This is a genomic window from Streptomonospora litoralis, assembly GCF_004323735.1.
Lineage (GTDB): Bacteria > Actinomycetota > Actinomycetes > Streptosporangiales > Streptosporangiaceae > Streptomonospora > Streptomonospora litoralis.
The window spans coordinates 1,670,048-1,694,786 of sequence record NZ_CP036455.1; the positions used below are offsets into that span (position 1 = coordinate 1,670,048).

Genomic DNA, 24,739 nt, shown 5'->3' on the forward strand with positions numbered 1-24,739 from the left:
CGTGATCAAGGTAGGAGTTTTCGGCGCCCGCGGGCGCATGGGGTCCGAAGTCGTCAAGGCGGTCGAGCAGTCCGCCGACACCGAGCTGGTCGCCGCCGTCGACGACGCGGCCGAGCGCGAGCGGGTGCGCGGCGCCGATGTCGTCGTCGACTTCACCCACCCCGACGAGGTCATGGGCAACCTGCGCTGGCTCGCCGAGAACGGCGTGCACGCCGTGGTGGGCACCAGCGGCTTCGACGAGGCCCGCCTGACCGAGTTGCGGGAGGTCCTGGCCGCCAACCCCGGCCCCAATGCGCTGATCGCCCCCAATTTCGGCATCGCGGCCGTGCTGATGATGAACTTCGCCGCCAAGGCGGCGCCGTACTTCGAGTCCACCGAGATCGTCGAGCTGCACCACCCGAACAAGGCCGACGCCCCCAGCGGCACCGCCTACCGCACCGCCGAGCTGGTCGCCCGCGCACGCGAAGGAACCGGGGCCGAGCCGATGCCCGACGCCACCACCTCCGAGATCCCCGGCGCCCGCGGCGCCGACGTCGAGGGCGTACGGGTGCACGCGCTGCGCATGACCGGGATGATCGCCCACCAGGAGGTCGTCTTCGGCACCCACGGGGAGACGCTGCGCATCCGGCACGACTCGATGAACCGCGAATCGTTCATGCCCGGCGTACTGCTGGGCGTGCGCCGCGTCGGCGAGCTGCCCGACCGCATCACCGTCGGCCTGGAGCCGCTGCTCGGCCTCGCCTGACCCGCCCGGCCCGGCGCACCCCGCGTGGCCCGTGCCTGTCGGACGCGGGCCGGTGCGAGTCCCGCCGGTCGGCCACCTGGCGGGGGCGGCTCGGGTCTGCTGTGCGGTCTTGTGGGTCTGCCGGGAAACGGGCAGCCTCGAAAAAAGGCGGCGGCGACGGTGGCGGATGGTTCGGCCCGCGGACACCGGGTCGGGTGCTCGCCGGTGGCGGTTGCGGCGGGGGCGGCTCGGGTCTGCTGTGCGGTCTTGTCGGTCTGCCGGGTGGCGGGTGGTCTTCACTGAAAAGCGGCGGCGAGGACAGCGGAGGGTTCGGCCCGCGGTTAGCGGGTGGGGTGCCCGCCAGTTGGGCGCGCGACGGGAGGGGGCAGCCGACGGGGCGCCGGGCACCGGCCCTGTTCGCGGGTGGTGGCGCGTGCGACGGCGCCCCGGCGCCGATATGCCCGGTATGCCGGTTCACCCGGCGATGATCTTGTACTTTTAGCTATGGGAAAACGATTTCCGTGGCTTGGAGAGCAAGATTATCGGGAACAGCCGCGCCGAGTCTGTCTGTGGGGCCGGATTCGGCGCCGAATCCGGCCCCACAGACAGACTCGGCGGTACCGGTGCCACTCAACGCAGGGTTTCGACCGGACAGCGGCCGGAAAACGGGGAAAAACACGCGTTGGATGCGCCGGCCCGCCTGCGGCAGCCGAACGCCGCCCCTCGTCGGCCACCGCCACCGGCGAGCACCCGGCCCGACAACCGCATGGCCGGCCGCGCTGTCACCGTCGCCGCCGCTTTTCCGTCAGGTCACCCGCCGCTCGGCAGGTCGGTAAGGCCGCCCAGCGGACCTGACCCGCCCCGCTAGACGCGCAACCGGTAGCGAGCGCCCGGCCCGGTGACCGCAGGCCCAGCCATCCGGCGCCCTCGCCGCCGGTGTCGTAATGTCGGTTATGCCGGTTTCCGCTGAATCTATTGCGCGGAAATCACCACATCCGGGCCTGTGTGTGGTGATTTCCGCGCGATAGATGGATGTCCTCTAGACCTGGAACCCGAGCAGTACGAACGTCTGCGCGGCAAGCACCCCGCCGACGATCGGGGCCACGATCGGTACCCAGGCATAGGACCAGTCCGAGCCGCCCTTGCCGGGGATCGGCAGCAGTGCGTGGGCGATGCGCGGGCCCAGGTCGCGCGCCGGGTTGATGGCGTAGCCGGTCGGCCCGCCCAGCGACAGGCCGATGGCCAGCACCAAAAATCCCACGAGCAGGGGAGCGACACCGGTACCGAACAGGTCGGCGAGCGTGCCGTTGCCGGCCTCGCCCAGCGGGTTCATGTTGGCGTTGATGCCCAGGATGCCGAAGATCAACATGAACGTCCCGATGACCTCGGTGACGAAGTTGGCCGGGATGCTGCGCACCGCGGGGATGGTGCTGAAGACGCCCAGTTTGGTCTCGGCGTCGGGGGTCTCCCGCCAGTGCCGGAAGTAAGCGAGGTAGACCAGCACCGAGCCGAACAGGCCGCCCGCGACCTGCGCGGCGATGTAACCGGGCACCTGGAGCCAGGGCAGTTCGCCGATCGAGGCAAGACCCAGGGTCACGGCCGGGTTGATGTGGGCGCCGCTGTACTGCCCGACGGTGTAGACGGCCATGGCCACGGCCAGGCCCCAGCCGAACGTGATGACGATCCAGCCGCCACCGGCGGCCTTTGAATTGGCGAGCGTGACTCCGGCGACGACGCCGCAACCCAGCAGCGTCAGGATCGCAGTTCCGACGAATTCGGCCAGGTAAATCATGTGGACCTCCGCCGTGACGCCGCCGCGACCTGGTGGGACGCGGAATCGGCAGCGAGGCGGTGTGGTGGCCGCCCCGCGGCCGGGCAGCGCTTCCGCAACCGATGGGGGCGGTGTGAAACGCTGCAAAGAGTGTGATTCAGGTCACATTCGATGTCAACGATTGTCGCGGAATTCGTCGCGATTCCGGCGAGGAAACCGACGCAGTAGGCATTTCCGCCTTCCGTGATCGGCAAACGGCGCCACACACCCGGGCCGCGCCGACGCACGGCTGCGGGTCGGTCGGCCGCACGTCCCGAGGTGATCCGGCCGCCCCTATGGCAGGTGGCACGGGGGTAGCGTCGTGCCATGGACACCACTGGGATCGACCTCACCCCGCGCAGTCGGCACGTCCTGCAGGCCGCAGCGCACATCGCGCGTCGGCACCGGGAGGCGGCGGGGGCGCCCACCGGCGCCGTCCCCGTCGTCGGGGTCGAGCACCTGTTCCTGGCGATCCTCCAGGAGGAGGACGGCGTCCCGGTACAGGCGATCCGCGCCGAGGCCGACATCCATCGGATGATCGACGACGTGCTGCGGGTGATGGTCGGCGCCTCCTACCTGGACGGCATCGGCGCCGAGCCCGCCCCGCCCTGGCCGGGCAGACCGCGGTAGGGCCCGCCAAGGCCCTCAGCCCAGCGCGCCCAGCGCCAGCCCCAGTGTGAACAGGCCGCCGAAGGCCAGCTGCAGCCGGCCCGTCTCGCCCAGACCGAGCACCAGGTCGCGGCCGGCCTGGCCGCCCGCGACCCGCCGCACCGGCGGTACCGCCGGCGGCACGGCCAGCAGCACCAGCGCCGCCCACCAGCTCACCGGCGCAGTCGCCAGAGCACACACGAAGGCGCCGACAACGCAGCCCGTGTACAGCCGGCGGGTGTTCGCCTCGCCCAGCCGCACCGCGAGGGTGTGCTTTCCGGTCTGCGCGTCGGTGCCGATGTCGCGCAGGTTGTTGATCACCAGCACCGAGCAGGACAGCAGACCGACGGGGACCGCGGCCACCCAGCCCTGCCAGGGGACGGTCTCCATCTGCACGAATACCGTGCCCACCACGGCCACCAGGCCGAAGAACACGAACACCGACAACTCGCCCAGGGCACGGTATCCGTACGGCCGCCGCCCACCGGTGTAGAACCAGGCCGCCACGATCGCGACCGCGCCCACCAGCACCAGCCACCACGCGGTGGACAACGCCAGGACCAGGCCCAGTACGGCAGCCACCGCGAAGCAGGCCCACGCCGCCGAGAACACCTGGCGCGGCGCCGCCAGCCGGGCGGCGGTCAGCCTGGTCGGGCCCACGCGCTCCTCGGTGTCGGTGCCGCGGACACCGTCGCTGAAGTCGTTGGCGTAGTTCACCCCCACCTGCAGCGCCAGCGCCACCCCGGCCGCCAGCAGCGCCTTCCACCACACGGCGGAGCCGGCGCCCACCGCCACGCCGGTGCCCACCAGCACCGGCACGATCGAATTCGGCAACGTGCGGGGACGCGCCCCCGCCACCCACTCGCTGACCGTGGCCACGCGTCGGCCCTTCCTCCTCGGACACCCGCCCCGAGCGGTGCGCTCAGGGCCGGGAGTCCACGTTAGCGCCGCGTGCGGACGCCGCAGCGGCGGGTGCGGGACCGGCGGCCGCCGCTGGGGCGGGCTCAGCCGCCGACGGCGGCGTGCAGCCGGACCATCGGCAGCGGCGAGCCGAGGTTCAGTTCCCGCGTTGCGCCGTCGAAGCGCCACCCCGCCGCCTCGGCGAACGACCGCAGCGGGTTGGGGCTTTCCAGCACCCACAGCAGCGCGGTGTGGAAACCGTCGTCGATCAGATGGTCCACCGCCGCGTTGAGCAGCCGGCTGCCGTGGCCGTCGCGCACGCGGTCGGGGTGCACGTGCAGCGCGTAGACCTCGGCGTCGGTGCCGGGCCAGCAGTCGGGGTCGCCCGCCGGTCCGAGCGCCGCGAAGCCCACCACCTCCCGCCGGTCGGTAGCCACCAGCAGCCGGTGCCGCGACGTCGGCGGGTTGACCAGCGAATCGCGCCACTGCACGCGGAACCGCTCGGCGGCCTCCTCGCTGTCGATCTCCGCCAGCGCCGAGTCCGGCAGCAGCGGACTGTACATCGACCGCCACGCGGCGACCTGCACATCGACCACGGTGCCGATGTCGGCCTCGCGGGCGGTCCTGACAAAGCGCTCCGTCGACACCGCTGCGTCCTCGATCCCGTCGTCGTCTGTGTCCCGGCGCGCGGTCGGCCGCGCCGCGCCCAGCATCGTTTCAGCACGCGGCGGCCCCGGCAAAACCCGCGCGGCGCCCCTGATCCGGGCTCGGGGACGCCCCTCGTTCTACCCGCAATACCGCTCGGCCGCGTTCACCGGGCGGCACGAACATGGCAGCATCGTGGGCGTGAGCATCATCATCAGAATCCTCGTCAACGCCGCCGCCCTCGCCGCGGCGGTCTTCCTGATCGACGGGCTCGACGTCGACACCTCGTCGACCGGCGAGATGATCATCGTCTATCTCGCCCTCGGCGTCATCTTCGGTGTGGTCAACGCGGTGATCAAGCCGATCGTGAAGACGGTCGGATGCGCGTTCTACGTGCTCACCCTGGGCCTGATCTCCCTGGTCGTCAACGCCCTGCTGCTCCTGCTCACCGCGTGGATCGCCGGGATCGTCGGCCTGCCCTTCACCATCGACGGCTTCTGGCCGGCCTTCTTCGGCGCCATCGTCGTCGCGATCGTGAGCTGGCTGCTGAGCCTGCTGCTGCCCGGCGACGACGACTGAGGCCGCTCGCTGCGCAGAGCACGCGGCGGCCCGGGCGATCCCCGGGCCGCCGCCTCCGCACGTCCGCGCGGCGGCGGTCCGGCGCGGAACGTGTCGGACACCGACGCCGCGGCCATCCCCGACCGCCGGCGCACACGGCCCGCAGGCCCCGGACACACCCCGCCCTCGATAGGTCGGATCATGGGTGAACGACCGGAAAATCCACTTCGGTGGGGGTCGCATGGCCGCAGGTGGCGTCGTGGCGCGGTACGTTTTCCCTATGTCAGGCAGCACTTCGCCGAGCGCGCCTTTCGGCCAGATGTTGACCGCCATGGTCACGCCCATGCAGGAGAACGGCGACGTCGACTACGACGGCGCCGCCCGCCTCGCCACCTACCTGGTCGACGAGCAGCGCAATGACGGCCTCATCATCAGCGGTACCACTGGAGAGTCGCCGACTACCAGTGACGAGGAGAAGGACCGGTTGCTGCGCGCCGTGCTGGATGCCGTCGGCGACCGGGCCACGGTCGTGGCCGGGGTCGGTACCAACGACACCCGCCACAGCATCAGGCTCGCCCAGAACGCCGAACGGGCCGGCGCGCACGGGCTGCTCCTGGTCACCCCGTACTACAACAAGCCCCCGCAGGAGGGGCTGATCCGGCATTTCGGCGCCATCGCCGACTCCACCGAACTGCCGGTCATGCTCTACGACATCCCGCAGCGCACCGGTACCCCGATCGCCTCGGAGACCCTGGTGCGCCTCGCCGAGAACCCGCGCATCGTCGCCAACAAGGACGCCAAGGACGACCTGGGCGCCAGCTCGTGGGTGATGGAGCGCACCGACCTCGCCTTCTACTGCGGCACCGACATCCTCAACCTGCCGCTGTTGTCGGTGGGCGCCTCCGGGTTCGTCAGCGTCGTCGGCCACATCGTCGGCTCCGACCTGCACGACATGCTCGACGCCTACCAGAGCGGCGACGTCGCGCACGCCCTGGCCATCCACCGCCGGCTGACCCCGGTCTACACCGGGATCTTCCGCACGCAGGGCGTCATCACCACCAAGGCGGTGCTCAACATGTTCGGCCTGCCCGGAGGCCCGGTGCGCACGCCGCTGGCCGACGCCTCGCCCGAGCTGCAGGCCCTGCTGCGCGAGGACCTCGCAGCGGCCGGCGTGAAGGGACCGATAGGACTGGCCCCCCACCAGGCGGTGCCGGCCAGCGTCGTGGGGGTCGAACGGCTGACGGAGGGATCCGCATGAGTCATCCCCACCCCGAACTCGGACCGCCGCCCCCGCCCGACCCCGACACCCTGCGGGTCGTGGCGCTGGGCGGCCTCGGCGAGATCGGCCGCAACATGACCGTCTTCGAGTATCGCGGCAAGCTGCTGATCGTCGACTGCGGTGTGCTCTTCCCCGAGGAGGAGCAGCCCGGAGTCGATCTGATCCTGCCCGACTTCGACTACATCCGGGACCGGCTCGACGACGTCGAGGCCCTCGTTCTCACCCACGGCCACGAGGACCACATCGGGGCTGTGCCGTTCCTGCTGCGCGAGCGCCCCGACATCCCGCTGGTGGGTTCCCGGCTGACGCTGGCGCTGCTGTCGGCCAAACTCGGCGAGCACCGCATCAAGCCCGAGACCGTGCAGGTCGGGGAGGACGACCGGCGCTCGTTCGGGCCTTTCGACCTGGAGTTCCTCGCCGTCAACCACTCGATCCCCGACGCGCTCGCGGTCGCCGTGCGCACCACTGCCGGCACCCTGCTGCACACCGGCGACTTCAAGATGGACCAGCTCCCGCTGGACGGGCGGCTGACCGACCTGGCCGGGTTCGCCCGGCTGGGCGACGAAGGCGTCGACCTGCTGCTGGCCGACTCCACCAACGCCGAGGTGCCCGGTTTCGTCACCAGCGAGCGCGACATCTCGCCGGTCATCGACAAGGTCTTCGACGAGGCCGACCAGCGCATCATCGTCGCCTGCTTCGCCTCCCACGTGCACCGCGTGCAGCAGGTCCTCGACTCGGCCAAGTCCCACGGCCGCAAGGTCGCCTTCGTCGGCCGCTCCATGGTGCGCAACATGAACATCGCGCGCGACCTGGGCTACCTCACCGTGCCCGGTGACCTGCTGGTCGACGTCAAGCAGCTCGACGACCTGCGCCCCGACGAGGCCGTGCTGGTCTCGACGGGATCCCAGGGCGAGCCGATGTCGGCGCTGACCCGCATGGCCAACCGCGACCACCAGATCCGCATCGAGGAGGGCGACACGGTCCTACTGGCCTCCTCGCTCATCCCCGGCAACGAGAACTCGGTCAACCGCGTCATCAACGGCCTGACCCGCTGGGGCGCGAAGGTGGTGCACAAGGGCAACGCGCTGGTGCACGTCTCCGGCCACGCCCCCGCGGGCGAACTCCTGTACGTGCACAACATGGTGCGCCCGCGCAACTTCATGCCGGTGCACGGCGAGTGGCGGCACATGCGCGCCCACGCCCGCGTGGCGGCCCTGGCGGGGCTGGACGAGGAGCGCATCTGCCTGGCCGAGGACGGGGTCGTGGTCGACCTGCACAAGGGCCGGGCGCGTATAACCGGCAAGGTCCAGGCGGGCTACGTCTACGTCGACGGCGCGTCGGTGGGCGACGTCACCGAGTCCGCGCTCAAGGACCGGCGCATCCTCGGTGAGGAGGGGTTCATCTCGGTCATCGTCGCCGTCGACTCCACCTCCGGCAAGATCGTCGGCGAGCCCGAGATCCACACCCGCGGCGCCGGGATCGACGTCGAAGCCTACGACGAGGTCATCCCCAAGATCCAGGAGTCCCTGGAAAAGGCTGCCTCCGACGGCATCACCGATCCCACCCAACTGCGCCAGCTGGTGCGCCGGGGGATCGGCCGCTGGGTCAACGAGACCTACCGGCGCCGACCCATGATCGTCCCGGTGATCGTGGAGATCTGACCCGCCGGCCGGGGCGAGCGCCCCTCGCCCCGGCCGGGCTCTCCTCAGCGGGGCGGCGACACGCCGGTGCCGTGGTCCGCCGCACCGCCCGCTGCGGCTGTAGGCTGCCCACCATGGCCACCCGTGCGCCCAAGACCCCCCAAGGATCCGGCGGCGGAGCGTCCCGGAGCGGCGGGTCCGGCGGTTCCCCCAAGAAGAAGGCGCCGCAGCGCCGATCCTCGGGCGCCTCCTCGCAGCGCCCCCGCTCCTCGGCGGCCAAGCGCAAACCCGCCGACGAAGGCCCCATCGCCCTGCTGTTCGTGTGGGCGGGCAAGGGGCTGATGCTGGTGTGGCGCCTGCTGGCGCACACTGTCGGCGGGCTGGCCCGCGCCGCCGGGCGCAGCGCGCGCGACCTCGACCCCGACCTGCGCCGCGACGGACTGGGACTGGTGCTGCTGGCGCTGGGTCTGCTAATCGCGGCCGCGGTCTGGTGGGACACCGAAGGCCCGCTACTGGAGGCCACCCGCACCGTCGTCGTGGGCGCCTTCGGCACCTTCTCGCCGGTGCTGCCGCTGCTGTGCCTGCCCTTCGCCTGGCGGCTGATGCGCACGCCCGGCAGCGGCGAGACCGACGTGGGCCGGCTGTTCATCGGCTCCACCGCCCTGCTGGTGGGCCTGCTCGGGCTCATCCACATCGGCCACGGCGTCCCCTGGCCCGCCGACGGCCCCGAGGCGGTGCGGCGCGCCGGCGGCATCATCGGCTTCGCCGCATCCGGTCCGCTCAGCCTGCTCATCACGCCCTGGGTCACCGGTGTCCTGCTGGGCCTGCTGCTGGTCTTCGGTCTGCTGGTGGTCACCGCCACCCCCGTCCACCGCATCCCCGAGCGCATGCGCAGCCTGTTCGGCGGACTCATGGAACGCGAGGGCGGTCCCGACGCCGGAATGGGCATCCTCGACTCCCCGGGCGAGGAGGAGCAGCCCGAGCGGCCCAAACGCAAGCGGAAGCCGCGCGAGTCGTCCGGCGCCGAGACCGCCGACTCCGGCGGCGCCGGTGTGGCCGGTGCCAACGAGCGCCCCTACGACACCCCCGTCGTGGCCACCACCGACAAGGCCCCCGACCCCGCCCCCGCGCCCGACCACACGCCGCCCCCCGAGTCCGCCGAACAGCTGTCCATCCCGCCGCGCGTCGTCGACGGCGACTACGAGCTGCCGCCGCCGCCCACGCTCAAGCCGGGCACGCCGCCCAAGCCGCGCACGAAGGCCAACGACACCGTTGTCGAGGCCCTCAACGGCGTGATGGAGCAGTTCAACATCGACGCCGAGATCACCGGGTTCACCCGCGGGCCCACCGTCACCCGCTACGAGATCGAGCTGGGCCCGGCAGTGAAGGTCGAGAAGGTCACCGCGCTGACCAAGAACATCTCGCTGGCCGTCAAGAGTGCCGACGTGCGCATCCAGTCGCCCATCCCCGGCAAGTCGGCCATCGGTGTGGAGATCCCCAACTCCGACAAGGACATCGTCAGCCTCGGCGACATCCTGCGGTCCTCGCCGGCCACCTCCGACGAGCATCCCCTGCTGGTGGGCCTGGGCAAGGACATCGAGGGCGCCACCGTGGTGGCCAATCTCGCCAAGATGCCGCACGTGCTGGTGGCCGGCGCCACCGGAGCGGGCAAGTCGACCTGCATCAACGGCCTGATCACCTCCGTCATGATGCGCGCCACCCCGGACGAGGTTAGGCTGATCCTGGTCGACCCCAAGCGGGTCGAGCTGACCATGTACGAGGGCATCCCGCACCTGATCACGCCGATCATCACCAGCCCGAAGAAGGCCGCCGACGCCCTGCAGTGGGTCGTGGGCGAGATGGACCGCCGCTACGACGACCTGGCCGCCTCGGGCTACCGCCACATCGACGACTTCAACGCCGCGGTGCGCGCCGGCGACCTCACCGCCCCGCCCGGCAGCGAACGCGTCTACGAGCCCTACCCCTACCTCGTCGTCATCGTCGACGAGCTGGCCGACCTCATGATGGTCGCACCCCGCGACGTCGAGGACGCCATCGTGCGCATCACCCAGCTGGCTCGCGCCGCCGGAATCCACCTGGTGCTGGCCACCCAGCGCCCCAGCGTCGACGTGGTCACCGGGCTGATCAAGGCCAACGTGCCCTCGCGGCTGGCCTTCGCCACCTCCAGCCTGTCCGACAGCCGCGTCATCCTCGACCAGCCCGGCGCCGAGAAGCTCGTCGGCAAGGGCGACGCGATGTTCCTGCCGATGGGCGCCGGAAAACCCATCCGGCTGCAGAACGCCTGGGTCACCGAGAAGGAGATCCGCGCGGTCGTCGACCACTGCAAGAAGCAGGCCGAACCGCGCTACCGCGAGGACGTGGGCACCGCCGAGGCCAAGAAGAAGGAGATCGACGAGGAGATCGGCGAGGACCTCGACCTGCTGCTGCAGGCCATCGAGCTCGTCGTCACCACCCAGTTCGGCTCCACCTCGATGCTGCAGCGCAAGCTGCGGGTCGGCTTCGCCAAAGCCGGCCGGCTGATGGACCTGATGGAGAGCCGCGACGTGGTCGGGCCGAGCGAGGGCTCGAAGGCCCGCGACGTGCTGGTCCAGCCCGACGACCTGGCGGGCGTGCTCGCCCGGGTGCGCGGCGACGGCCCACCCGAGTGACCACCCTGTCGGCGAGGTCCGCTACCTCTGCCGTGTTGGGGGCCTCTGCCGGGTTGACGTAGTTTTAACCGCTTCATGGGGTGTGTCAGAGTGCCATCGCGCGCTCGGACACGCAAAGTGGTGGAAGACCTACTCTGCGATTTTGCGCAGTGGGGTACGGCCGCGCGCCGAGGCGCGGCCGAGGTGCGCCGACGCGGGACGCACCGCGACCGTACCCTCACCCTCGGAAGGGGGCGGACATGACGACGATCGGCCAGACAATCGCCGCTGCCCGCGAAAGCGCCGGTCACTCCCTCGCCGACCTGAGCGCGCGCACCTGCATCCGCCGGCCGGTGCTCGCCGGCATCGAGGCCGACGACTTCGGCCCCTGCGGCGGCGACTTCTACGCCCGCGGCCACATCCGCGCCGTGTGCCGCGAACTGGGCATCGACTCCGGCGATCTGCTCCGGCGCTTCGACAGCGAGTACGCCCACGAGCGCAGCGTCCCCGCCTTCACCGGCAAGGCCGTCACCGCCGGGATGCACGCGGCGCAGCAGGCGGAGCGCGACCGCCGCGAGGACTCCGGACCGCGCGAAACCGGTACCCGGGGCGGCGACCCCGCCGCCGACCGGGCGCGCGGCTCCGGCGGTCGCACCGCGCCGCGGACCACCGCCGGCTCCGAGGAGGCCGCGCAGCCGGTGGCCGCAGCCGTTCCCCGCGCCCGCGGCCCCGAGCCGGCGGCCGCCGCGCCGCCCGCCCGCCGCGGCAAGCACGGCAAGCCCGCGCCCGGGGAGGAGCACGGCGAGGCGGCCCGCCGCGACGACGACAGCCGCACCGGGGCGGGCGCCCCCGCGCATGACACCGGCGCGGGGGGCGACCCCCGCGCCACCCGGCAGGTGCCCAAGCAGCGGCGCGAACGCAAATCCTCGCTGCTGGCGGCGACCATAGCCGCCGCTCGGCGCACCTGGCCGCTGCTGGTGATCGCCGCCATCGGCGGAGCGGCCGTGGCCGCCGCCGTCGCCTCCTGGCCCGACGGGCCCTCCGGGCAGAGTGCCGACGCCGGCCGCCTCCTCCAGCGCGAACCGGCCGCCGACGCCGCTCCCGCGCCCACACCCGAGCACGCTCGGTCCGCGGCACCCAGCCCGGAACCCGCGCCCGAGCCGAGCTACGGCATCGGCCTGAGCAGCGTGACGACCCCTGAGCGCAAAGCGGAGGAGGTCCGCCTCAGCGTCACCGCCACCGAGCGGGTGTGGCTGCGGGTCACCGACGCCGAAGGCGACAACCGCTTCACCGGAGTCTTGGACAAGGGCACCGAACGCGCCTGGAACCACCCCGACGAGCTGCGGCTGCACCTGGGCAAGGCCTCCGCCGTGCGCGTCACCGTCAACGGAGAGCACCGCGGCGCACCGGCCGCCGACGCCCGTGTCGCCCACCTGACCTACTCCGCCACCGATCTGGCCTAGGACCGCCCGAAACGCGCCCCGCCGCCGCAGCCGCCCGCCGAGGGGCGCCGCGGCGGCGGCTCGCGCCCGAACAGGGGCACTCGGCGGCCGAACCCCGGCGAAAAGGACCTACCCTGGGAGGGGCGGGGAGTCCCGCCGCCCGTGAATCGCTCCCCTAACCTTGGAAACCATGTCATCGCGCCGCAAAGTCTCGCTCGTCACCCTCGGCTGCGCCCGGAACGAGGTGGATTCCGAAGAGCTCGCCGGACGTCTCGAATCGGACGGATGGGACCTCGTCGACTCCGGCAGCGGTGAGGACGCCGATGTGGTGGTCGTCAACACCTGCGGCTTCATCGACGCGGCCAAGCAGGACTCCATCGACGCCCTGCTCTCCTCGGCCGAAGGCGGCGCCAAAGTCGTCGCCGCAGGCTGCATGGCCGAGCGCTACGGCTCCGAACTCGCCAAGGAGCTTCCCGAAGCCCAGGTCATCGGCTTCGACGACTACTCCGGCATCTCCGAGCGCCTCGACGACGTCCTCGCCGGCCGCAGCCTCACTCCCCACGACCCGCGCGACCGCCGCACACTGCTGCCGATCTCCCCGGTCGAGCGGCCCGAGGGCGCCCACGCCCACGTTCCCGGACACGCCTCCTTCGACACACTCGACCCGCTGCCGGAGGGCGTGGCACCGGCGAGCGGGCCGCACATCCCGCGCCGCCGCCTGGCCGGGGGACCGGTCGCCAACCTCAAGATCGCCTCGGGTTGCGACCGCCGCTGCACCTTCTGCGCCATCCCCGCCTTCCGCGGTGCCTACATCTCGCGCCACCCCGACGACGTCGTCCGCGAGGCCGAGTGGCTGGCCGGACAGGGCGTGCGCGAACTGTTCCTGGTCAGCGAGAACTCCACCTCCTACGGCAAGGACCTGGGCGACCTGCGCGCACTGGAGGGCCTGCTGCCGCGGCTGGCCGCCGTCGAGGGCATCGAGCGGGTCCGGGTGAGCTACCTCCAGCCCGCCGAGATCCGGCCCGGCCTGATCGAGGTGCTGACCTCCACGCCCGGCGTCGTCCCCTACTTCGACCTCTCCTTCCAGCACGCCAGCGAGCCGCTGCTGCGCCGGATGCGCCGCTTCGGCTCCCGCGAGCGCTTCCTGGAACTGCTGGCCACCGTCCGCGCCGCGGCCCCCGAGGCCGGGGTGCGCTCCAACTTCATCGTGGGCTTCCCCGGCGAAAGCGACGCCGACCTCGCCGAGCTGACCGCGTTTCTGCAAGAGGCCCGGCTGGACGCCGTGGGCGTGTTCGGCTACTCCGACGAAGAGGGGACCGAGGCCGCCGACCACGACGGCAAGCTCCCCGACGAGACCATCACCGAACGGGCCGACCGGCTCAACCGGCTAGCGGAGGAACTCATGGCCCAACGTTCCGAGGAGCGCGTCGGCTCCACCGTCGAGGTCCTCATCGAAGCGGAGCTGGACGACGGAACCTACGAGGGGCGCGCCGCCCACCAGGCGCCCGAGGTCGACGGCAGCACCGTCGTGCACGGCAGCGGGCTGGCCGTCGGCGACCTCGTCAGGGCCACGGTCACCGAGGCCGCGGGTGCCGATCTCGTCGCCGACGCCTCCGCGCACGGTCCGGCACCGCGATGAGCGGCGCCGGCCCCGCCCCCCGGCCCGAGCCGGGCCCGGTTCCGCTGTGGAACATCGCCAACGTGCTCACCGCGAGCCGACTGGTGATGGTCCCGCTGTTCGTGGTGTTCATGTTCCTGGAGGACACCGGCTGGCGGTTCGCCGCCTTCGCGGTGTTCGTGATCGCCGCGGTGACCGACCACGTCGACGGTGAGATCGCCCGGCGGCGCAACCTCGTCACCGACTTCGGCAAGGTCGCCGACCCCATCGCCGACAAGGCGCTCACCGGGGCCGCCCTCATCGTGCTGTCCCTGCTCGGGGAGCTGTGGTGGTGGGTGACCGTCGCGATCCTGGTGCGCGAGCTGGGCATCACGCTGCTGCGCTTCGCCGTGATCCGCCACGGGGTGATCCCCGCAAGCCGCGGCGGCAAGCTCAAGACCGTGCTGCAGGTCGTGGCGATCTCGATCTACCTGTTCCCCCTGCCCGAGCCGCTGGCGATCCTCGGTCCCGTCGCCATGGGCGCCGCACTGGTGGTGACCCTGTGGACCGGCGCCGACTACGTCGTCCAGGCGGTGCGGCTGCGGGGCAATCGCACTCCCGGAGCCGCGTCGGGATGAACGACGCGGGGCGCGCGCCGATCCCCGGCGCCGAGGCGGCCGCCTCGGCGCTGCGCGGACTCAAGGCGGCCGGCGCCACCCTGGCTACCGCGGAGTCGCTGACGGGAGGGCTCATCGGCGCGGCGCTGACCGGTGTTCCCGGCGCCTCGGCCGTGTACCGCGGCGGGGTCGCCGTCTACGCCACCGACCTCAAGGCCCGCCTGCTCGAAGTCCCTTACGACCTGCTGGAGGCCCGCGGCGCCGTCGACCCCGATGTCGCCCGCGCCATGGCGCAGGGAGTCCGCACCGCCCTCGCGGCCGACTTCGGCCTCGCCGTCACCGGCGTCGCCGGCCCCGACCCCCAGGACGGAAAGCCCGCGGGCACCGTCTTCGCCGCCGTCTGCGGGCCCGGCGGCGGGTGTCGCGTCAGCGAGTTCGGTCTCACCGGTGACCGGGCGCACATCCGCGCCGCAACCGCTGATCAGGCACTTCGTCTACTGGCCGCCGAAGTGGCCGTTGTCACGGGCAAATAACGGCCCGCAGGCCGTTCCAACGGCCCTTTCAGGGGAACAAAACGTCACCAAGATCGTGTTATCCCCGCAGCGAACAGGAAGCCGTGAGGTGCGACGATCGGGCGAGAGACAGGTACGGTGTTTTTCATGAAGGTCGCTACCGGTGGGAGGGAGCGCGAATGATGGTCCTGCTTCGTCACCTGACTGGTGACGTGCTACGGCGGCTACGGCAGCGACAGGGCCGCACCCTCCGCGAGGTGTCGGCCGATGCTCGAGTCTCGTTGGGGTACTTGTCCGAGGTCGAGCGCGGGCAGAAGGAGGCCTCCTCCGAACTGCTCTCGTCGATCTGCGGCGCCCTGGGTGTGCCGCTCTCCCAGGTGCTGCGCGAGGTGGCCGACCAGCTCGCCCTCGCAGAGCTGCAAGAGGCCGCGCTGCTCAGCGGTTCGGTCCCGGCCGACTCCGTTCCCTCCCCCGACCACCTCGGCATCGACTCGGTGCCCGACCGCGTTCCCGACGTCGTCGACATGGTGGGCGTGTGACGCCCGCCTGACCCTGTACTCACCGCACCGTGGCCCCACGGCGCGCGAACGGCGAAGGCGCCGGCCGCCACCTGGCGGTCGGCGCCTTTTCGCGTCCGGCCGGGCCGGGCCGCTCGTCGGTCGGCGGAAGCGCCGCCGGTCGGCGCACCGATCGCCGCTCTAAGCGTTTCCCGGTGTCAGGCACAGGGCAGCTGAACCCGTGGAGACAACCGACGTCGCATCGGGGGATGATCGTCATGGCGAAGATTCACGGACCGCTTGAGGACAACGAGCGCAAGACCACCGGCGAAGCGCTGCAGGCCTCGGTCGTGGACCTCATCGATCTCTCGCTCGTGGCCAAGCAGTGCCACTGGAACGTGACCGGACGCTCGTTCCGCTCGGTCCACCTCCAGTTGGACGAACTCGTCGACATCGCGCGCAAGCACACCGACGAATTGGCCGAGCGGGCCGTCGCGATCGGCGTCAACCCCGACGGCCGCTCGGTGAAGGTCGCCGGCGACACCCGGCTTTCGCAGCCCGATCCCGGCTACCTGCAGGACGACAAGGTGATCGCGGTGGCCACCGACGTACTCAGCGGAGTGGTATCGCGCTTCCGCGAGCGCATCCGCGCCACCGACGACACCGACCTCGTCAGCCAGGACCTGCTCATCGCCGCGGCCGAGGAGCTGGAGCAGCAGCACTGGATGTTCGAGGCCATGCGCTGATCAGCGCACGGATCACACTGCACTGCGGCGTCGGCGGTGCGCACCGCCGACGCCGTCGTCTTTCCGAAGCCCCGAGCCCCGAAGAACCCCCGCCGACCGAGACGGAATCGCCTCAGCTGGCCCAGGCGTCGGGGTCCTCCGAGAGAGTGCGCACCGTCGGCGGCAACTTGCCCGAGGAGACGTCCTCCAACGTCACGCTCTCCAGAATGGAGCGCTCGCTGGCGCGCAGCGCGATCCACACCTGCTGCAGGCTGCGGGCCGCCCCCTCGTAGCCGACGTGCTCGGGTCGTTCCCCGCGGACATTGGCCAGCGGGCCGTCCACCGCCCGGATCACGTCGGCCAGCGAGATGTCGGCGGGGGAGCGGGCCAACCAGTAGCCGCCCACGGGCCCGCGCTGGCTGCGCACGAGGCCGGCGCGGCGCAGCTGGGTGAGGATGTTCTCCAGGAACTTGCCGGGTATGGCCTGGGCGCGCGCCAGCTGTTCAGCCGTCACCGGGCCGCCACTGGCGGCGGCGAGCTCGGCCGCGGCACGCAACGCGTAATCGACCCGGGCAGAAAGGCGCATGCTGCGATTATGCCGCGAAAGCCGGGGCCCGCGCGCCAGCGGGGCACACGTGTGGTGAGCGGGCGGTCGTGACCAGCATCTGTCGTTCTCCTCGGCGCGGGATCGCAGCGGCGGCGCACGCGCCGGGTACGGTCCGCCACCTTCACCCTACCGACGCCTCGGCGCGCGCGCCCAGCACCTCGGCGGCGCTCTGCCCGTTGACCCGGGCCGCGCCGAAAGTGCTGATGTGCACCCGGCACTGCGGCCGCCACGCCGGCAGCCCCATCTCCACCACCACCAGCTCCGGCCGCGCCCGGCACAGTTCGGACACCAGCGTGCGGGTCGCCGGGTAGCGGTGCGCGTCGCGCACCACCACGACCAGGTCGCGGTCCCGGGCCGCGGCCAGCACGTCGTCGGAGCGTGCGGAGTCGGCGTCGACCCGCTCGGTGCCCGGGAACCACGGCGACAGCCCCCAGGGCACCTCGCCCACCGCGATGCCGGGCGGCGCGTCGATCTCCACCACCACCGGGTCGCGGAGCGTGCCCAACTCGCCGTCCACGCGCACCGCCCGCCGCGCCGAGTCCAGCCCGATCCGCTCGACCACCTCGGCAGTGGGCCGGTCCGCCGTCCAGGCGCGCAACCGCGACGTGCGCCACGCCGCCTCCTCCAGCCGCTCGGCGCTCAACCGCCCCTCGGCCACGGCGCCGGTGATGGCGGCGCGAATCCGCTCAACCTGGTCGGCGTAGACGAACCGGCCCAGGCACAGCAGGTCGCACCCGGCGATGAGGGCCTGCACCGCGGCCTCGGGGATGCCGATGCGGGCGCTGACACCGTCCATCTCGATCGCGTCGGTGACGATGGTGCCGTCGAAACCCAGCTCGCTGCGCAGCAGGCCCGTCACCACACTCGGCGCCAGCGTCGCCGGCCCGGTCAGGCCCAGCTCCGGCAGCCGGATGTGTGCGGTCAGGATGCTTTGGACACCCGCTTCGATGGCGGCCTGGAACGGTTTCAACTCCCGCTCGAACAGCAGCTCGCGGTCGGCGCCGATCTCGGGCAGCTCCAGATGGGAGTCCTGGTGGGTGGCCCCGTGGCCGGGGAAGTGCTTGGCGCACGCCGCCACGCCGCCCTCCTGCAGCCCCGTAACCGCGGCCGCGGTGTGGCGGGAGACCAGAGCGGCGTCGGCACCGAAGGAGCGGGTGCCGATCCCCGGATTCTCCGCCACGGTGTTCACATCGGCCGAGGGCGCCAGGTCCAGGGTGAAGCCCAGCTCACGCAGCTCGGCGCCCAGCGAGCGGTGCACCGCCCGCGTCAAGTCGGTGTCGTCGACCTGGCCCAGCGCGGCGTTGCCGGGGTAACCGCTGCCCTGGCGCTGCCCGATCCGGGTGACGTCGCCGCCTTCCTCGTCCAAAGAGACCAGCGGCGACTCGGCGGCCTCGGACAGGCGTCTGTTCAGCCGCGCCACCTGCTCGGGGTCGGCGATGTTGTTGTGGAACAGGCAGACGCCGGCCATACCGTCGGCGAGGCCGTCGAGCACCCACCGCGGCGCGTCATAGGACTCGAACGGCACCAGCAGTGTGGCGTTGGCGAGGCGATCCAGGCCTGGATCTGCGGGCATGGGGACTCCGTTCAGAGAGGGGAGGAAGGCGGTGCGGGCGCGCGCAGCAGGGGCGGGTGCCGCGCCCCCGAACGGCGCGGCACCGCTGCGCGGGCGCGGTCAGCCCTTGACCGCGCCCATGGTCAGGCCCGACACCATGCGGCGCTGGACGAACAGGAAGAACGCCATCACCGGCAGGGTCAGCAGCGTGGAGGCGGCCATGATCGAGCCCCATTCGGTGCCGAAGCGGCCGAAGTAGTAGGACAGCGACAGGGGCAGCGTGTACTCCTCGGTGCTGCGGCCCAGGAACGTCAGCGCGACGATGAACTCGTTCCAGGCGGTGATGAAGGCGAAGATGCTGGCGGCGACCAGCCCCGGCGCGACCAGCGGCATGAGGATCCGCCAGAACACCGTCCACGGGCTGGCGCCGTCGATGGCCGCCGCCTCCTCCAGCTCCTTGGGCACCGCGGCCACGAATCCGCGCAGCATCATGATCGTGATCGGCAGCGAGACCGCGGTGTAGACCACGAGGATGCCCGAGAGGTTGCCCAGCATCTGGATGCCGGTGGCGTCCTGGAAGCGGCGGAAGTTGATGAAGATCGAGATGATCAGCGCTTCCGCCGGCACCATCTGGATCACCATCAGCAGGATGATGAAAGCGCTGCGCATCCGGAACCGGAACCTCGCCACCGCCACCGCGGCCAGCAGCGACAGCACCGCGCCGGCGGCGACCGCGCCCAGGGTGACGATGAGGCTGTTGACCAGGAACTCCCAGAAGTTCACGCCCGGGATCAGTTCGCCGTTGATCACCCGGTCGAAGTGCTCCAGGGTCAGCGTGCCCGGGAAGAGCCGCGTGTCCTTGGAGAAGATCTCGCCGACCGGTTTGAAGGCGGTGGCCACCATCCAGTAGACGGGGAACACCGCGAAGAGGAAGACCGCGGCTCCTGCGGCGTACAGCCCGGCCCGGTTCAGCAGCACCGGCAGCGACGGCCGGCGCCGGCGGCGGTAAGTGGTGGGCGTGGCCGGGGCCGCCCCCGTTGTCGCGGTCATCGGGTCTCCCCCTGGCGGATCATGATGCGCAGGTAGTAGGCGGTGACACCGAGGATCATCAGGGTCATCACCACGGCGATCGCCGAGCCCATGCCGTAGTTGGCCGGGCTGGCCGAGAAGCCCTGCTGGTAGATGTAATACGAGAGCAGGTAGATCTCTTTGTTCTGGAAGCTGTTCGCCAGGATGTAGAGCTGGGTGAACACCCGCAGGTCCCAGATGATCTGCAGCACCAGCAGCAGCGCGAACAGCGGGCGCAGCATCGGGAAGGTGACGCTCCAGAACGAGCGCCAGCCGCCGGCGCCGTCGACGCGGACGGCCTCGTAGAGCTCGTAGGGGATGCTCTTGAGCCCGGCCAGCACCGAGACGGCGATGAACGGGAACGACTGCCACACGATCACCGAGATCAGTACGCTGAACAGCGACAGCGGTTCCAGGAACCAGTTGTAGTTCAGCCAGCCCGAGCCCACGAGCCAGTCCGGCAGGCGGTCCAGCGCCACGTTGACCAGGCCGCGTTCGGGCAGGAACAGCCACCGGAAGACCAGAGAGGCGCTGATGGCGGGGGTGGCCCAGGCCAGCATCATGCCCACCGACACCGTGACCGAGAACCAGCGCGGCAGCTTGTGCAGCAGGATTCCCACCAGGGTGCCCAGCACCATGGTGACCCCGACCATCAGCACGCACACCACCACGGTGTTGCGCAGGATGGTCCAGAACTCCGGGTCGCTCAGCAGTCGGCGGTAGTGGCCGAAGTCGTTCCACTGCGGTGCCGGGGCGTTGGGCAGCAGGTTCCGGATCGTGTAGGAGTGCAGGGAGTTCCACACCATCTGCACCACCGGCCACACCAGCACCAGCGTGAGGATGACCAGCGCCGGGGCGATGAGCAGGTAGGGCGTGGGGATCGTGCGGCGGCGGCGCGGGCCGTCTGGTCCGCTGCCGCCCTTGGGCGGCGGTTCCGGCGGGGTCTCGGCCCGCACGGCTTCGGCGGTCTGTGCCATGGGGACTTCGCAATCAGGTCGAGGGCCGGGGCGGCGGGAGGAGAGAGACCGCCGCCCCGGCGCCTACCGAGGGGAGAGGACTGTCAGGCGACCGGCTTGTTCAAGGTCTCGGTCAGTTCCTTGTTCGCCTCTTCCAGCACCTTGTCGGGATCCCCGCCCTTGACGATCTCCAGCACGGCGCCCGGGATGATCTTGCCGTCCTGGTCGGCGGCGTTCCAGTTCGGCGTGCTCGGGAAGAACTTGGTCTTCTTCATCTGCTCGGCGGCGGCCGCGGTGAGCGGGTCGGACTGGTATTCCTCGTTGTCGAGCATCTCCGGGTAGGCCGGGAAGTAGCCCGCCGCGTCGGCGTAGCCCTTGCCGCCCTCCTTGTCGCCCATGACCTTGAGCAGGTCGAACGCGGCGTCGGGGTGCTCGGTGGTGGAGAACAGCGTCAGCGCCGACCCGCCGGCGAAGGCGGGGGCGATGCCGTCGGCGCCGGGGATCGGCGCGGCCATGATCTCGTCGAGCACCGCCGGGTCCGAGGCCTGCTCCTCCATGGAGGTCAGCGCCCAGCCGCCGTCGATGTACATGCCGACCTCGCCGTTGGCCATGTCGGCCAGCGGGACCAGTTCGTTCTCACCCACGTAGGACTGCGGGGAGACCTTCTCCTCGGTGGTCAGCCCGGCGTAGAACTCGATGGCCTCCTGCGTCTCGGCGGAGGTCAGCTGCCCCTGCCATTCGCCTCCCTGCTGGACGGCGATCTCGCCGCCGTTGCTCCAGATGAAGCTGGCGATGCCGTTGGTGAAGTCGGTGGGCGCGGCGAAGCCGGGGACGCCGTGCTCCTCCTCGATGGCCTTGGCGACCTCGACCAGCTCGTCCCAGGTCGTGGGCGCCTCCATGCCGAGCCCTTCCAGCCAGTCCGCGCGGTAGTAGAGCGTGCGCACGCCGGAGAACCACGGGATGCCGTACTGGGACCCGTCGTACTTGCCGTAGTCGACCGCGGCCTGGTCCATGTCGGCCACCGCGTCCCACGACTCGGTGCGGGAGGTGATGTCCATGATGGCGCCCTGGGAGGCCCAGTTGGCGACCTGGTCGTTGCCGACCTCCAGCACGTCCGGGGCGTCGCCGCCGGCCAGCGCGTTGTTGATGGACTGCTGGGCGTCGGGCCAGGGGATGAACTCGACCTCGACCTTGGTGTCGGGGTAGTCCTGCTGGTACCGCTTCTCGACGTTGTCGAAGTACTTCTCGATGGGGTCCTGAGCGGTGCCCATGACCCACACGGTCAGGCTGCCGGGCGCCTCGGAGGAGCCGCTTTCGGATTCGCCTCCGCCGCAGGCGGTGGCGGCGAGCAGCACCGCCGTGGACAGGGCTGCGGTTTTCAGGGATCTCATGCCTGGTTTCTCCCTTCACGCGTTGCCACGCGCGACGTTGCGTCGAGAAGACGCCCCCGGACATCTCTGGCCTGCAAGCGCGATGCGGGCTTCGTCGTCGGTTCGAGAGGTGTGCTGGGATAGCACTGTGTGTTCGGTTCGCCCAGCCCGGCCGGTGCCGCGAAGGGCCTGGGAGGAGACGCCGGTGAGGCGTGACCTCGGATTGGGCGTTAAACTAACAAGAAACTTTCCTAATGAATAGAGAACGGGGTGTCACGGTTATGTCTCGACGTCCGGGAACTCCGCGCCTGCTGCGCCAACTCAACGACCGGGCCGCGCTGGAGCTCCTGCTGGCGTCGGGTCCGCTGACACGCACCCAGCTCGGCGCCGAAACCGGCCTGTCCAAGGTCACCGCCTCGCAGCTGCTCGCCCGGCTGGAGGAACGCCAGCTCGTGCACGTGGTCGGCAGCCAAGCCGGCGGACGCGGACCCAACGCCGCCCTCTACGCCGTCGTCCCCTCAAGCGCCTACGCCCTCGCCCTCGACATCCGCGCCGCCGAAGTCACCGGGGCCCTCTCCGACATCACCGGCCAGGTCGTCGGCGAGTTCACCCTCGACCCCTCCGACACCGGCGACCCCGTCGAACAGGTCCGCCGCGCCGTCATGCGGCTGCTGCAGACCTGCGAGGTCCCCCTCGACCGCCTCAGCGCCTGCACCATCGGCACCCCCGGCGTCGTCGACCCCCGCACCGGCGACGTGCGCTTCTCCTTCGACCTGCACACCTGGCTGGAAGGCGCCTTCCAAGCGCTGCGCACCGACCTGGGGCCCGTCGTCCGCATCGAGAACGACGTCAACCTCGCCGCCCTCGCCGAACACGCCGAAGGATCCGCCGAAGACGTCTCCGACTTCGTCCTCATCTGGCTCGGCGGAGGCGGCGGCGTCGGCATGGCGATCATGCTCAACGACCGCATCCACTGGGGCGTCACCGGCGGCGCAGGCGAAATCGGCTACCTGCCCGTCCCCGGCGCCCCGCTCCCCGGCGACGTCGGCCTGCCCGGCGGCTACCAGTCCCTGCGCCGCACACCCGAACACCCCAACATCGCCCACGGCTTCCAAGCCCTCGTCGGAGCCCAGGAGATCCGCGCCCTCGGCGAATCCCACGGATTCACCGGCAAAACCGTCGGCGATATCCTCACCGCCGCCGCGGAAGCCGGACCCGCCGGCGACGCCCTCCTCGACGAACTCGCCGAACGCATCGCCCGCGGCGTCGCCGCCGTGTGCGTCGTCCTCGACCCCGGCCTCGTCGTCCTCGGCGGCGAAGTCGCCGAAAGCGGCGGCGACGACCTCGCCCACCGCGTCGCCCGCGCCGCCGACCGCATCGGACCCAACGCCCCCCACGTCAGCGTCGGCCGCGTCCAGTCGCCCGTACTGCGCGGGGCCCTGCTGTGGGCGCTACAGCACGCGAGGGAGGACGTCTTCGACTCCACGGTGGAGTGAGGGGCGGGGGCGGCCGCCGCGCCGACCGGGCGAATCAGCCACCCGAGGGCCCCAGCCCGCCGAATCGGCGGCGCATCGCGATCCGCGGCGCCACCGCGATGCCCGCCGCCTCCTCTCGCGTCCACTGCTCCCGCAGTTCGGGCCCCCAGGCATTCGGAGCCAACTGGGCGAACCCCCGCCGCGCGTACCACGGCGCGTTCCACGCCACATCGCGGAAAGTCGTCAGCGTCATCGCCGCGAAGCCCTCGGCGCGGGCCCGACCGCAGGCGGCCTCCAGCAGCGCCCCGCCCACACCTCGCCGCCCATGGTCGGGATGCACCGCCAACTCCTCCAGATGCGCCGCCCCGTCCAGCACGCCCACCGCAGCGAACCCCCGCACCGGACCGGCCGCCACCAGCACCCAGCACGCAGCCGCCAGCATCTCGCGCGGATCATCCGGCGGCAGCGCCAGCCCCACCTCGGCGAACAGCGCCTCAGCTGCCCGGCTCACCTCCACCAGCGCCTCCGCATCGGACGCACACATCAACCTGATCCCGGCATCCGGAGTAGCAGACATCGGACGACCTCGCAGCAAGCGGAAGGAAGCAGCGGAAGGCCACCATTTTCGCGCCGCCGCGCCCCGCACGCGAGCCGTTCAGCATCCGACCCCGATCCCGCGCCATCGGAGTAGCTCATGCGGTCGCCGCGTCACGCGAAACCAGATGGAGACCAGCGGATACGCTGAAGGGGCGGCAAGGAGAGTGTAGGCTCTGGTGCCATGGACAACGTCGAGCGAGGTCGTGCGGTCCACGGTGTCCGTGTCGCCGTGCCTGCCGGAGACGACGGCCACGCCCTGCTTTGGTTCGCCTACTGCCCCAACTGCCAGGCGACGGTGAACGCCGACCGAGGCTTCCTCGCCGACTGCTGGAACTGCGGACGGCAGCTGCCCCGTCGGTTCAACTCGCGACAGGAAGTACACGTCGAGTGGGTTCTGCTCGACGACGTATTGCAAGGGCGGCACAAGGCCGACGAGTGGTTCTGCAACTACTGCGGTATGGCCAATCCAATGAGCAACCCGATATGCAGCAAGTGCAAGCGGTCGAAACACTCCACCGGCTCCTGACACCTCGTACTCAAGGCTCCCAGCGCTGATCTCGCCCCTGTGGCCATGACCGGCGCCCCGGCCCGCCCGGTCGGCAGCCAACGCGCGGAAATAACCGGCCGATCCTTGGTTGTTTCCGCGCGCTGGCTTCCGCGAAACCCGGCACAACGGACGCGCGGGCGCCCGGCCCTCACCGAGACTGTCTCTGGAGCCGGTTTCGGCGTCGAATCCGTTCCTGGAGCCGGTCTCGGCGCGCCACCGGCGGGCGTCCTGTCCGGTGGGCGCGGGCCCGGCCATCCGGTGCCCTTGCCGCCGCCTTCCCACCAGATCACCCACCACCCGGCAGACCAACAAGGCCGCCCAGCGG

The 24,739-nt window shown here is 71.2% G+C and carries 23 protein-coding genes; 14 read left to right on the top strand and 9 right to left on the bottom strand.

The genetic code is table 11. From position 1 onward, the window contains the following. Nucleotide 1 precedes the first annotated feature (1 nt). Nucleotides 2–745, top strand: coding sequence for a 4-hydroxy-tetrahydrodipicolinate reductase (gene dapB / locus EKD16_RS07035; RefSeq protein ID WP_131097641.1), 744 nt, complete (start codon nucleotides 2–4; stop codon nucleotides 743–745). 1,018 nt (nucleotides 746–1,763) lie between these two features. Here the strand turns inward: dapB and EKD16_RS07045 are convergent. Further along, complete coding sequence (locus EKD16_RS07045) at nucleotides 1,764–2,516, bottom strand: MIP/aquaporin family protein (protein WP_131097642.1); 753 nt, start codon at nucleotides 2,514–2,516, stop codon at nucleotides 1,764–1,766. A gap of 345 nt (nucleotides 2,517–2,861) precedes the next feature. Here EKD16_RS07045 and EKD16_RS07050 point away from each other — a divergent pair, with 345 nt between their 5' ends. After that, nucleotides 2,862–3,164, top strand: coding sequence for a Clp protease N-terminal domain-containing protein (locus tag EKD16_RS07050; RefSeq protein ID WP_131097643.1), 303 nt, complete (start codon nucleotides 2,862–2,864; stop codon nucleotides 3,162–3,164). 15 nt (nucleotides 3,165–3,179) lie between these two features. On the opposite strand, the gene EKD16_RS07055 is transcribed toward EKD16_RS07050, so the two are convergent. Together EKD16_RS07055 and EKD16_RS07060 are read right to left on the bottom strand one after the other, a co-directional pair. Then, complete coding sequence (locus EKD16_RS07055; RefSeq protein ID WP_131097644.1) at nucleotides 3,180–4,061, bottom strand: 1,4-dihydroxy-2-naphthoate polyprenyltransferase; 882 nt, start codon at nucleotides 4,059–4,061, stop codon at nucleotides 3,180–3,182. A 125-nt stretch (nucleotides 4,062–4,186) separates the two neighbouring features. Then, the gene (locus EKD16_RS07060) at nucleotides 4,187–4,729 is read right to left on the bottom strand and encodes a GNAT family N-acetyltransferase (protein ID WP_131097645.1); all 543 of its coding nucleotides are present in this window, start codon (nucleotides 4,727–4,729) and stop codon (nucleotides 4,187–4,189) included. A 199-nt stretch (nucleotides 4,730–4,928) separates the two neighbouring features. Here EKD16_RS07060 and EKD16_RS25675 point away from each other — a divergent pair, with 199 nt between their 5' ends. The 10 genes from EKD16_RS25675 (at nucleotide 4,929) to EKD16_RS07110 (ending at nucleotide 16,263) form a co-directional block, all read left to right on the top strand. Next, on the top strand, nucleotides 4,929–5,306 hold the full coding sequence (locus tag EKD16_RS25675; protein WP_207391449.1) for a phage holin family protein: 378 nt from the start codon (nucleotides 4,929–4,931) through the stop codon (nucleotides 5,304–5,306). A gap of 259 nt (nucleotides 5,307–5,565) precedes the next feature. Next, complete coding sequence (gene dapA, locus EKD16_RS07070; RefSeq protein WP_131097647.1) at nucleotides 5,566–6,543, top strand: 4-hydroxy-tetrahydrodipicolinate synthase; 978 nt, start codon at nucleotides 5,566–5,568, stop codon at nucleotides 6,541–6,543. Then, complete coding sequence (locus EKD16_RS07075; RefSeq protein ID WP_131097648.1) at nucleotides 6,540–8,225, top strand: ribonuclease J; 1,686 nt, start codon at nucleotides 6,540–6,542, stop codon at nucleotides 8,223–8,225. Before dapA ends, EKD16_RS07075 begins: the two co-directional genes overlap by 4 nt. A 113-nt stretch (nucleotides 8,226–8,338) precedes the next feature. Beyond that, nucleotides 8,339–10,873: a DNA translocase FtsK gene (locus EKD16_RS07080; protein WP_131097649.1), complete on the top strand. Its 2,535-nt coding sequence runs from the start codon at nucleotides 8,339–8,341 to the stop codon at nucleotides 10,871–10,873. Between the two features lie 239 nt (nucleotides 10,874–11,112). After that, nucleotides 11,113–12,315, top strand: coding sequence for a helix-turn-helix domain-containing protein (locus EKD16_RS07085; RefSeq protein WP_131097650.1), 1,203 nt, complete (start codon nucleotides 11,113–11,115; stop codon nucleotides 12,313–12,315). A gap of 169 nt (nucleotides 12,316–12,484) precedes the next feature. Beyond that, complete coding sequence (rimO, locus tag EKD16_RS07090; protein ID WP_131097651.1) at nucleotides 12,485–13,933, top strand: 30S ribosomal protein S12 methylthiotransferase RimO; 1,449 nt, start codon at nucleotides 12,485–12,487, stop codon at nucleotides 13,931–13,933. Further along, nucleotides 13,930–14,529 (top strand): CDP-diacylglycerol--glycerol-3-phosphate 3-phosphatidyltransferase, encoded by a 600-nt coding sequence (gene pgsA, locus EKD16_RS07095; RefSeq protein ID WP_131097652.1) that lies wholly within the window; start codon nucleotides 13,930–13,932, stop codon nucleotides 14,527–14,529. Before rimO ends, pgsA begins: the two co-directional genes overlap by 4 nt. Then, a complete protein-coding gene (locus EKD16_RS07100) occupies nucleotides 14,526–15,041 on the top strand; it encodes a CinA family protein (RefSeq protein ID WP_131097653.1) in 516 nt (171 codons plus the stop codon). Before pgsA ends, EKD16_RS07100 begins: the two co-directional genes overlap by 4 nt. A 158-nt stretch (nucleotides 15,042–15,199) precedes the next feature. Next, nucleotides 15,200–15,559 (top strand): helix-turn-helix domain-containing protein, encoded by a 360-nt coding sequence (locus EKD16_RS07105; protein WP_131097654.1) that lies wholly within the window; start codon nucleotides 15,200–15,202, stop codon nucleotides 15,557–15,559. Nucleotides 15,560–15,795: 236 nt separating this feature from the next. Then, nucleotides 15,796–16,263 (top strand): Dps family protein, encoded by a 468-nt coding sequence (locus EKD16_RS07110; protein ID WP_131097655.1) that lies wholly within the window; start codon nucleotides 15,796–15,798, stop codon nucleotides 16,261–16,263. A 112-nt stretch (nucleotides 16,264–16,375) separates the two neighbouring features. Here EKD16_RS07110 and EKD16_RS07115 read toward each other — a convergent pair whose 3' ends face one another. The 5 genes from EKD16_RS07115 to EKD16_RS07135 all read right to left on the bottom strand — a co-directional run bounded on the left by EKD16_RS07115 (nucleotide 16,376) and on the right by EKD16_RS07135 (nucleotide 21,816). Then, complete coding sequence (locus EKD16_RS07115) at nucleotides 16,376–16,828, bottom strand: RrF2 family transcriptional regulator (RefSeq protein ID WP_131097656.1); 453 nt, start codon at nucleotides 16,826–16,828, stop codon at nucleotides 16,376–16,378. Nucleotides 16,829–16,970: 142 nt separating this feature from the next. Continuing rightward, nucleotides 16,971–18,422, bottom strand: coding sequence for a glycoside hydrolase family 3 protein (locus EKD16_RS07120; RefSeq protein ID WP_131097657.1), 1,452 nt, complete (start codon nucleotides 18,420–18,422; stop codon nucleotides 16,971–16,973). 99 nt (nucleotides 18,423–18,521) lie between these two features. Then, entirely contained in the window at nucleotides 18,522–19,451 is a 930-nt protein-coding gene (locus EKD16_RS07125) for a carbohydrate ABC transporter permease (protein ID WP_131097658.1), read from the bottom strand. Next, nucleotides 19,448–20,446: a carbohydrate ABC transporter permease gene (locus tag EKD16_RS07130; protein WP_131097659.1), complete on the bottom strand. Its 999-nt coding sequence runs from the start codon at nucleotides 20,444–20,446 to the stop codon at nucleotides 19,448–19,450. Before EKD16_RS07130 ends, EKD16_RS07125 begins: the two co-directional genes overlap by 4 nt. A gap of 83 nt (nucleotides 20,447–20,529) precedes the next feature. Continuing rightward, a complete protein-coding gene (locus EKD16_RS07135; protein ID WP_131097660.1) occupies nucleotides 20,530–21,816 on the bottom strand; it encodes an extracellular solute-binding protein in 1,287 nt (428 codons plus the stop codon). Nucleotides 21,817–22,076: 260 nt separating this feature from the next. Between EKD16_RS07135 and EKD16_RS07140 the strand changes: the two genes are divergently transcribed. Further along, nucleotides 22,077–23,291, top strand: coding sequence for an ROK family transcriptional regulator (locus EKD16_RS07140; protein ID WP_131097661.1), 1,215 nt, complete (start codon nucleotides 22,077–22,079; stop codon nucleotides 23,289–23,291). Nucleotides 23,292–23,325: 34 nt separating this feature from the next. On the opposite strand, the gene EKD16_RS07145 is transcribed toward EKD16_RS07140, so the two are convergent. Beyond that, the gene (locus EKD16_RS07145) at nucleotides 23,326–23,847 is read right to left on the bottom strand and encodes a GNAT family N-acetyltransferase (protein WP_131097662.1); all 522 of its coding nucleotides are present in this window, start codon (nucleotides 23,845–23,847) and stop codon (nucleotides 23,326–23,328) included. Between the two features lie 201 nt (nucleotides 23,848–24,048). Between EKD16_RS07145 and EKD16_RS07150 the strand changes: the two genes are divergently transcribed. Beyond that, nucleotides 24,049–24,393 (top strand): hypothetical protein, encoded by a 345-nt coding sequence (locus tag EKD16_RS07150; RefSeq protein ID WP_131097663.1) that lies wholly within the window; start codon nucleotides 24,049–24,051, stop codon nucleotides 24,391–24,393. Nucleotides 24,394–24,739 lie beyond the last annotated feature (346 nt).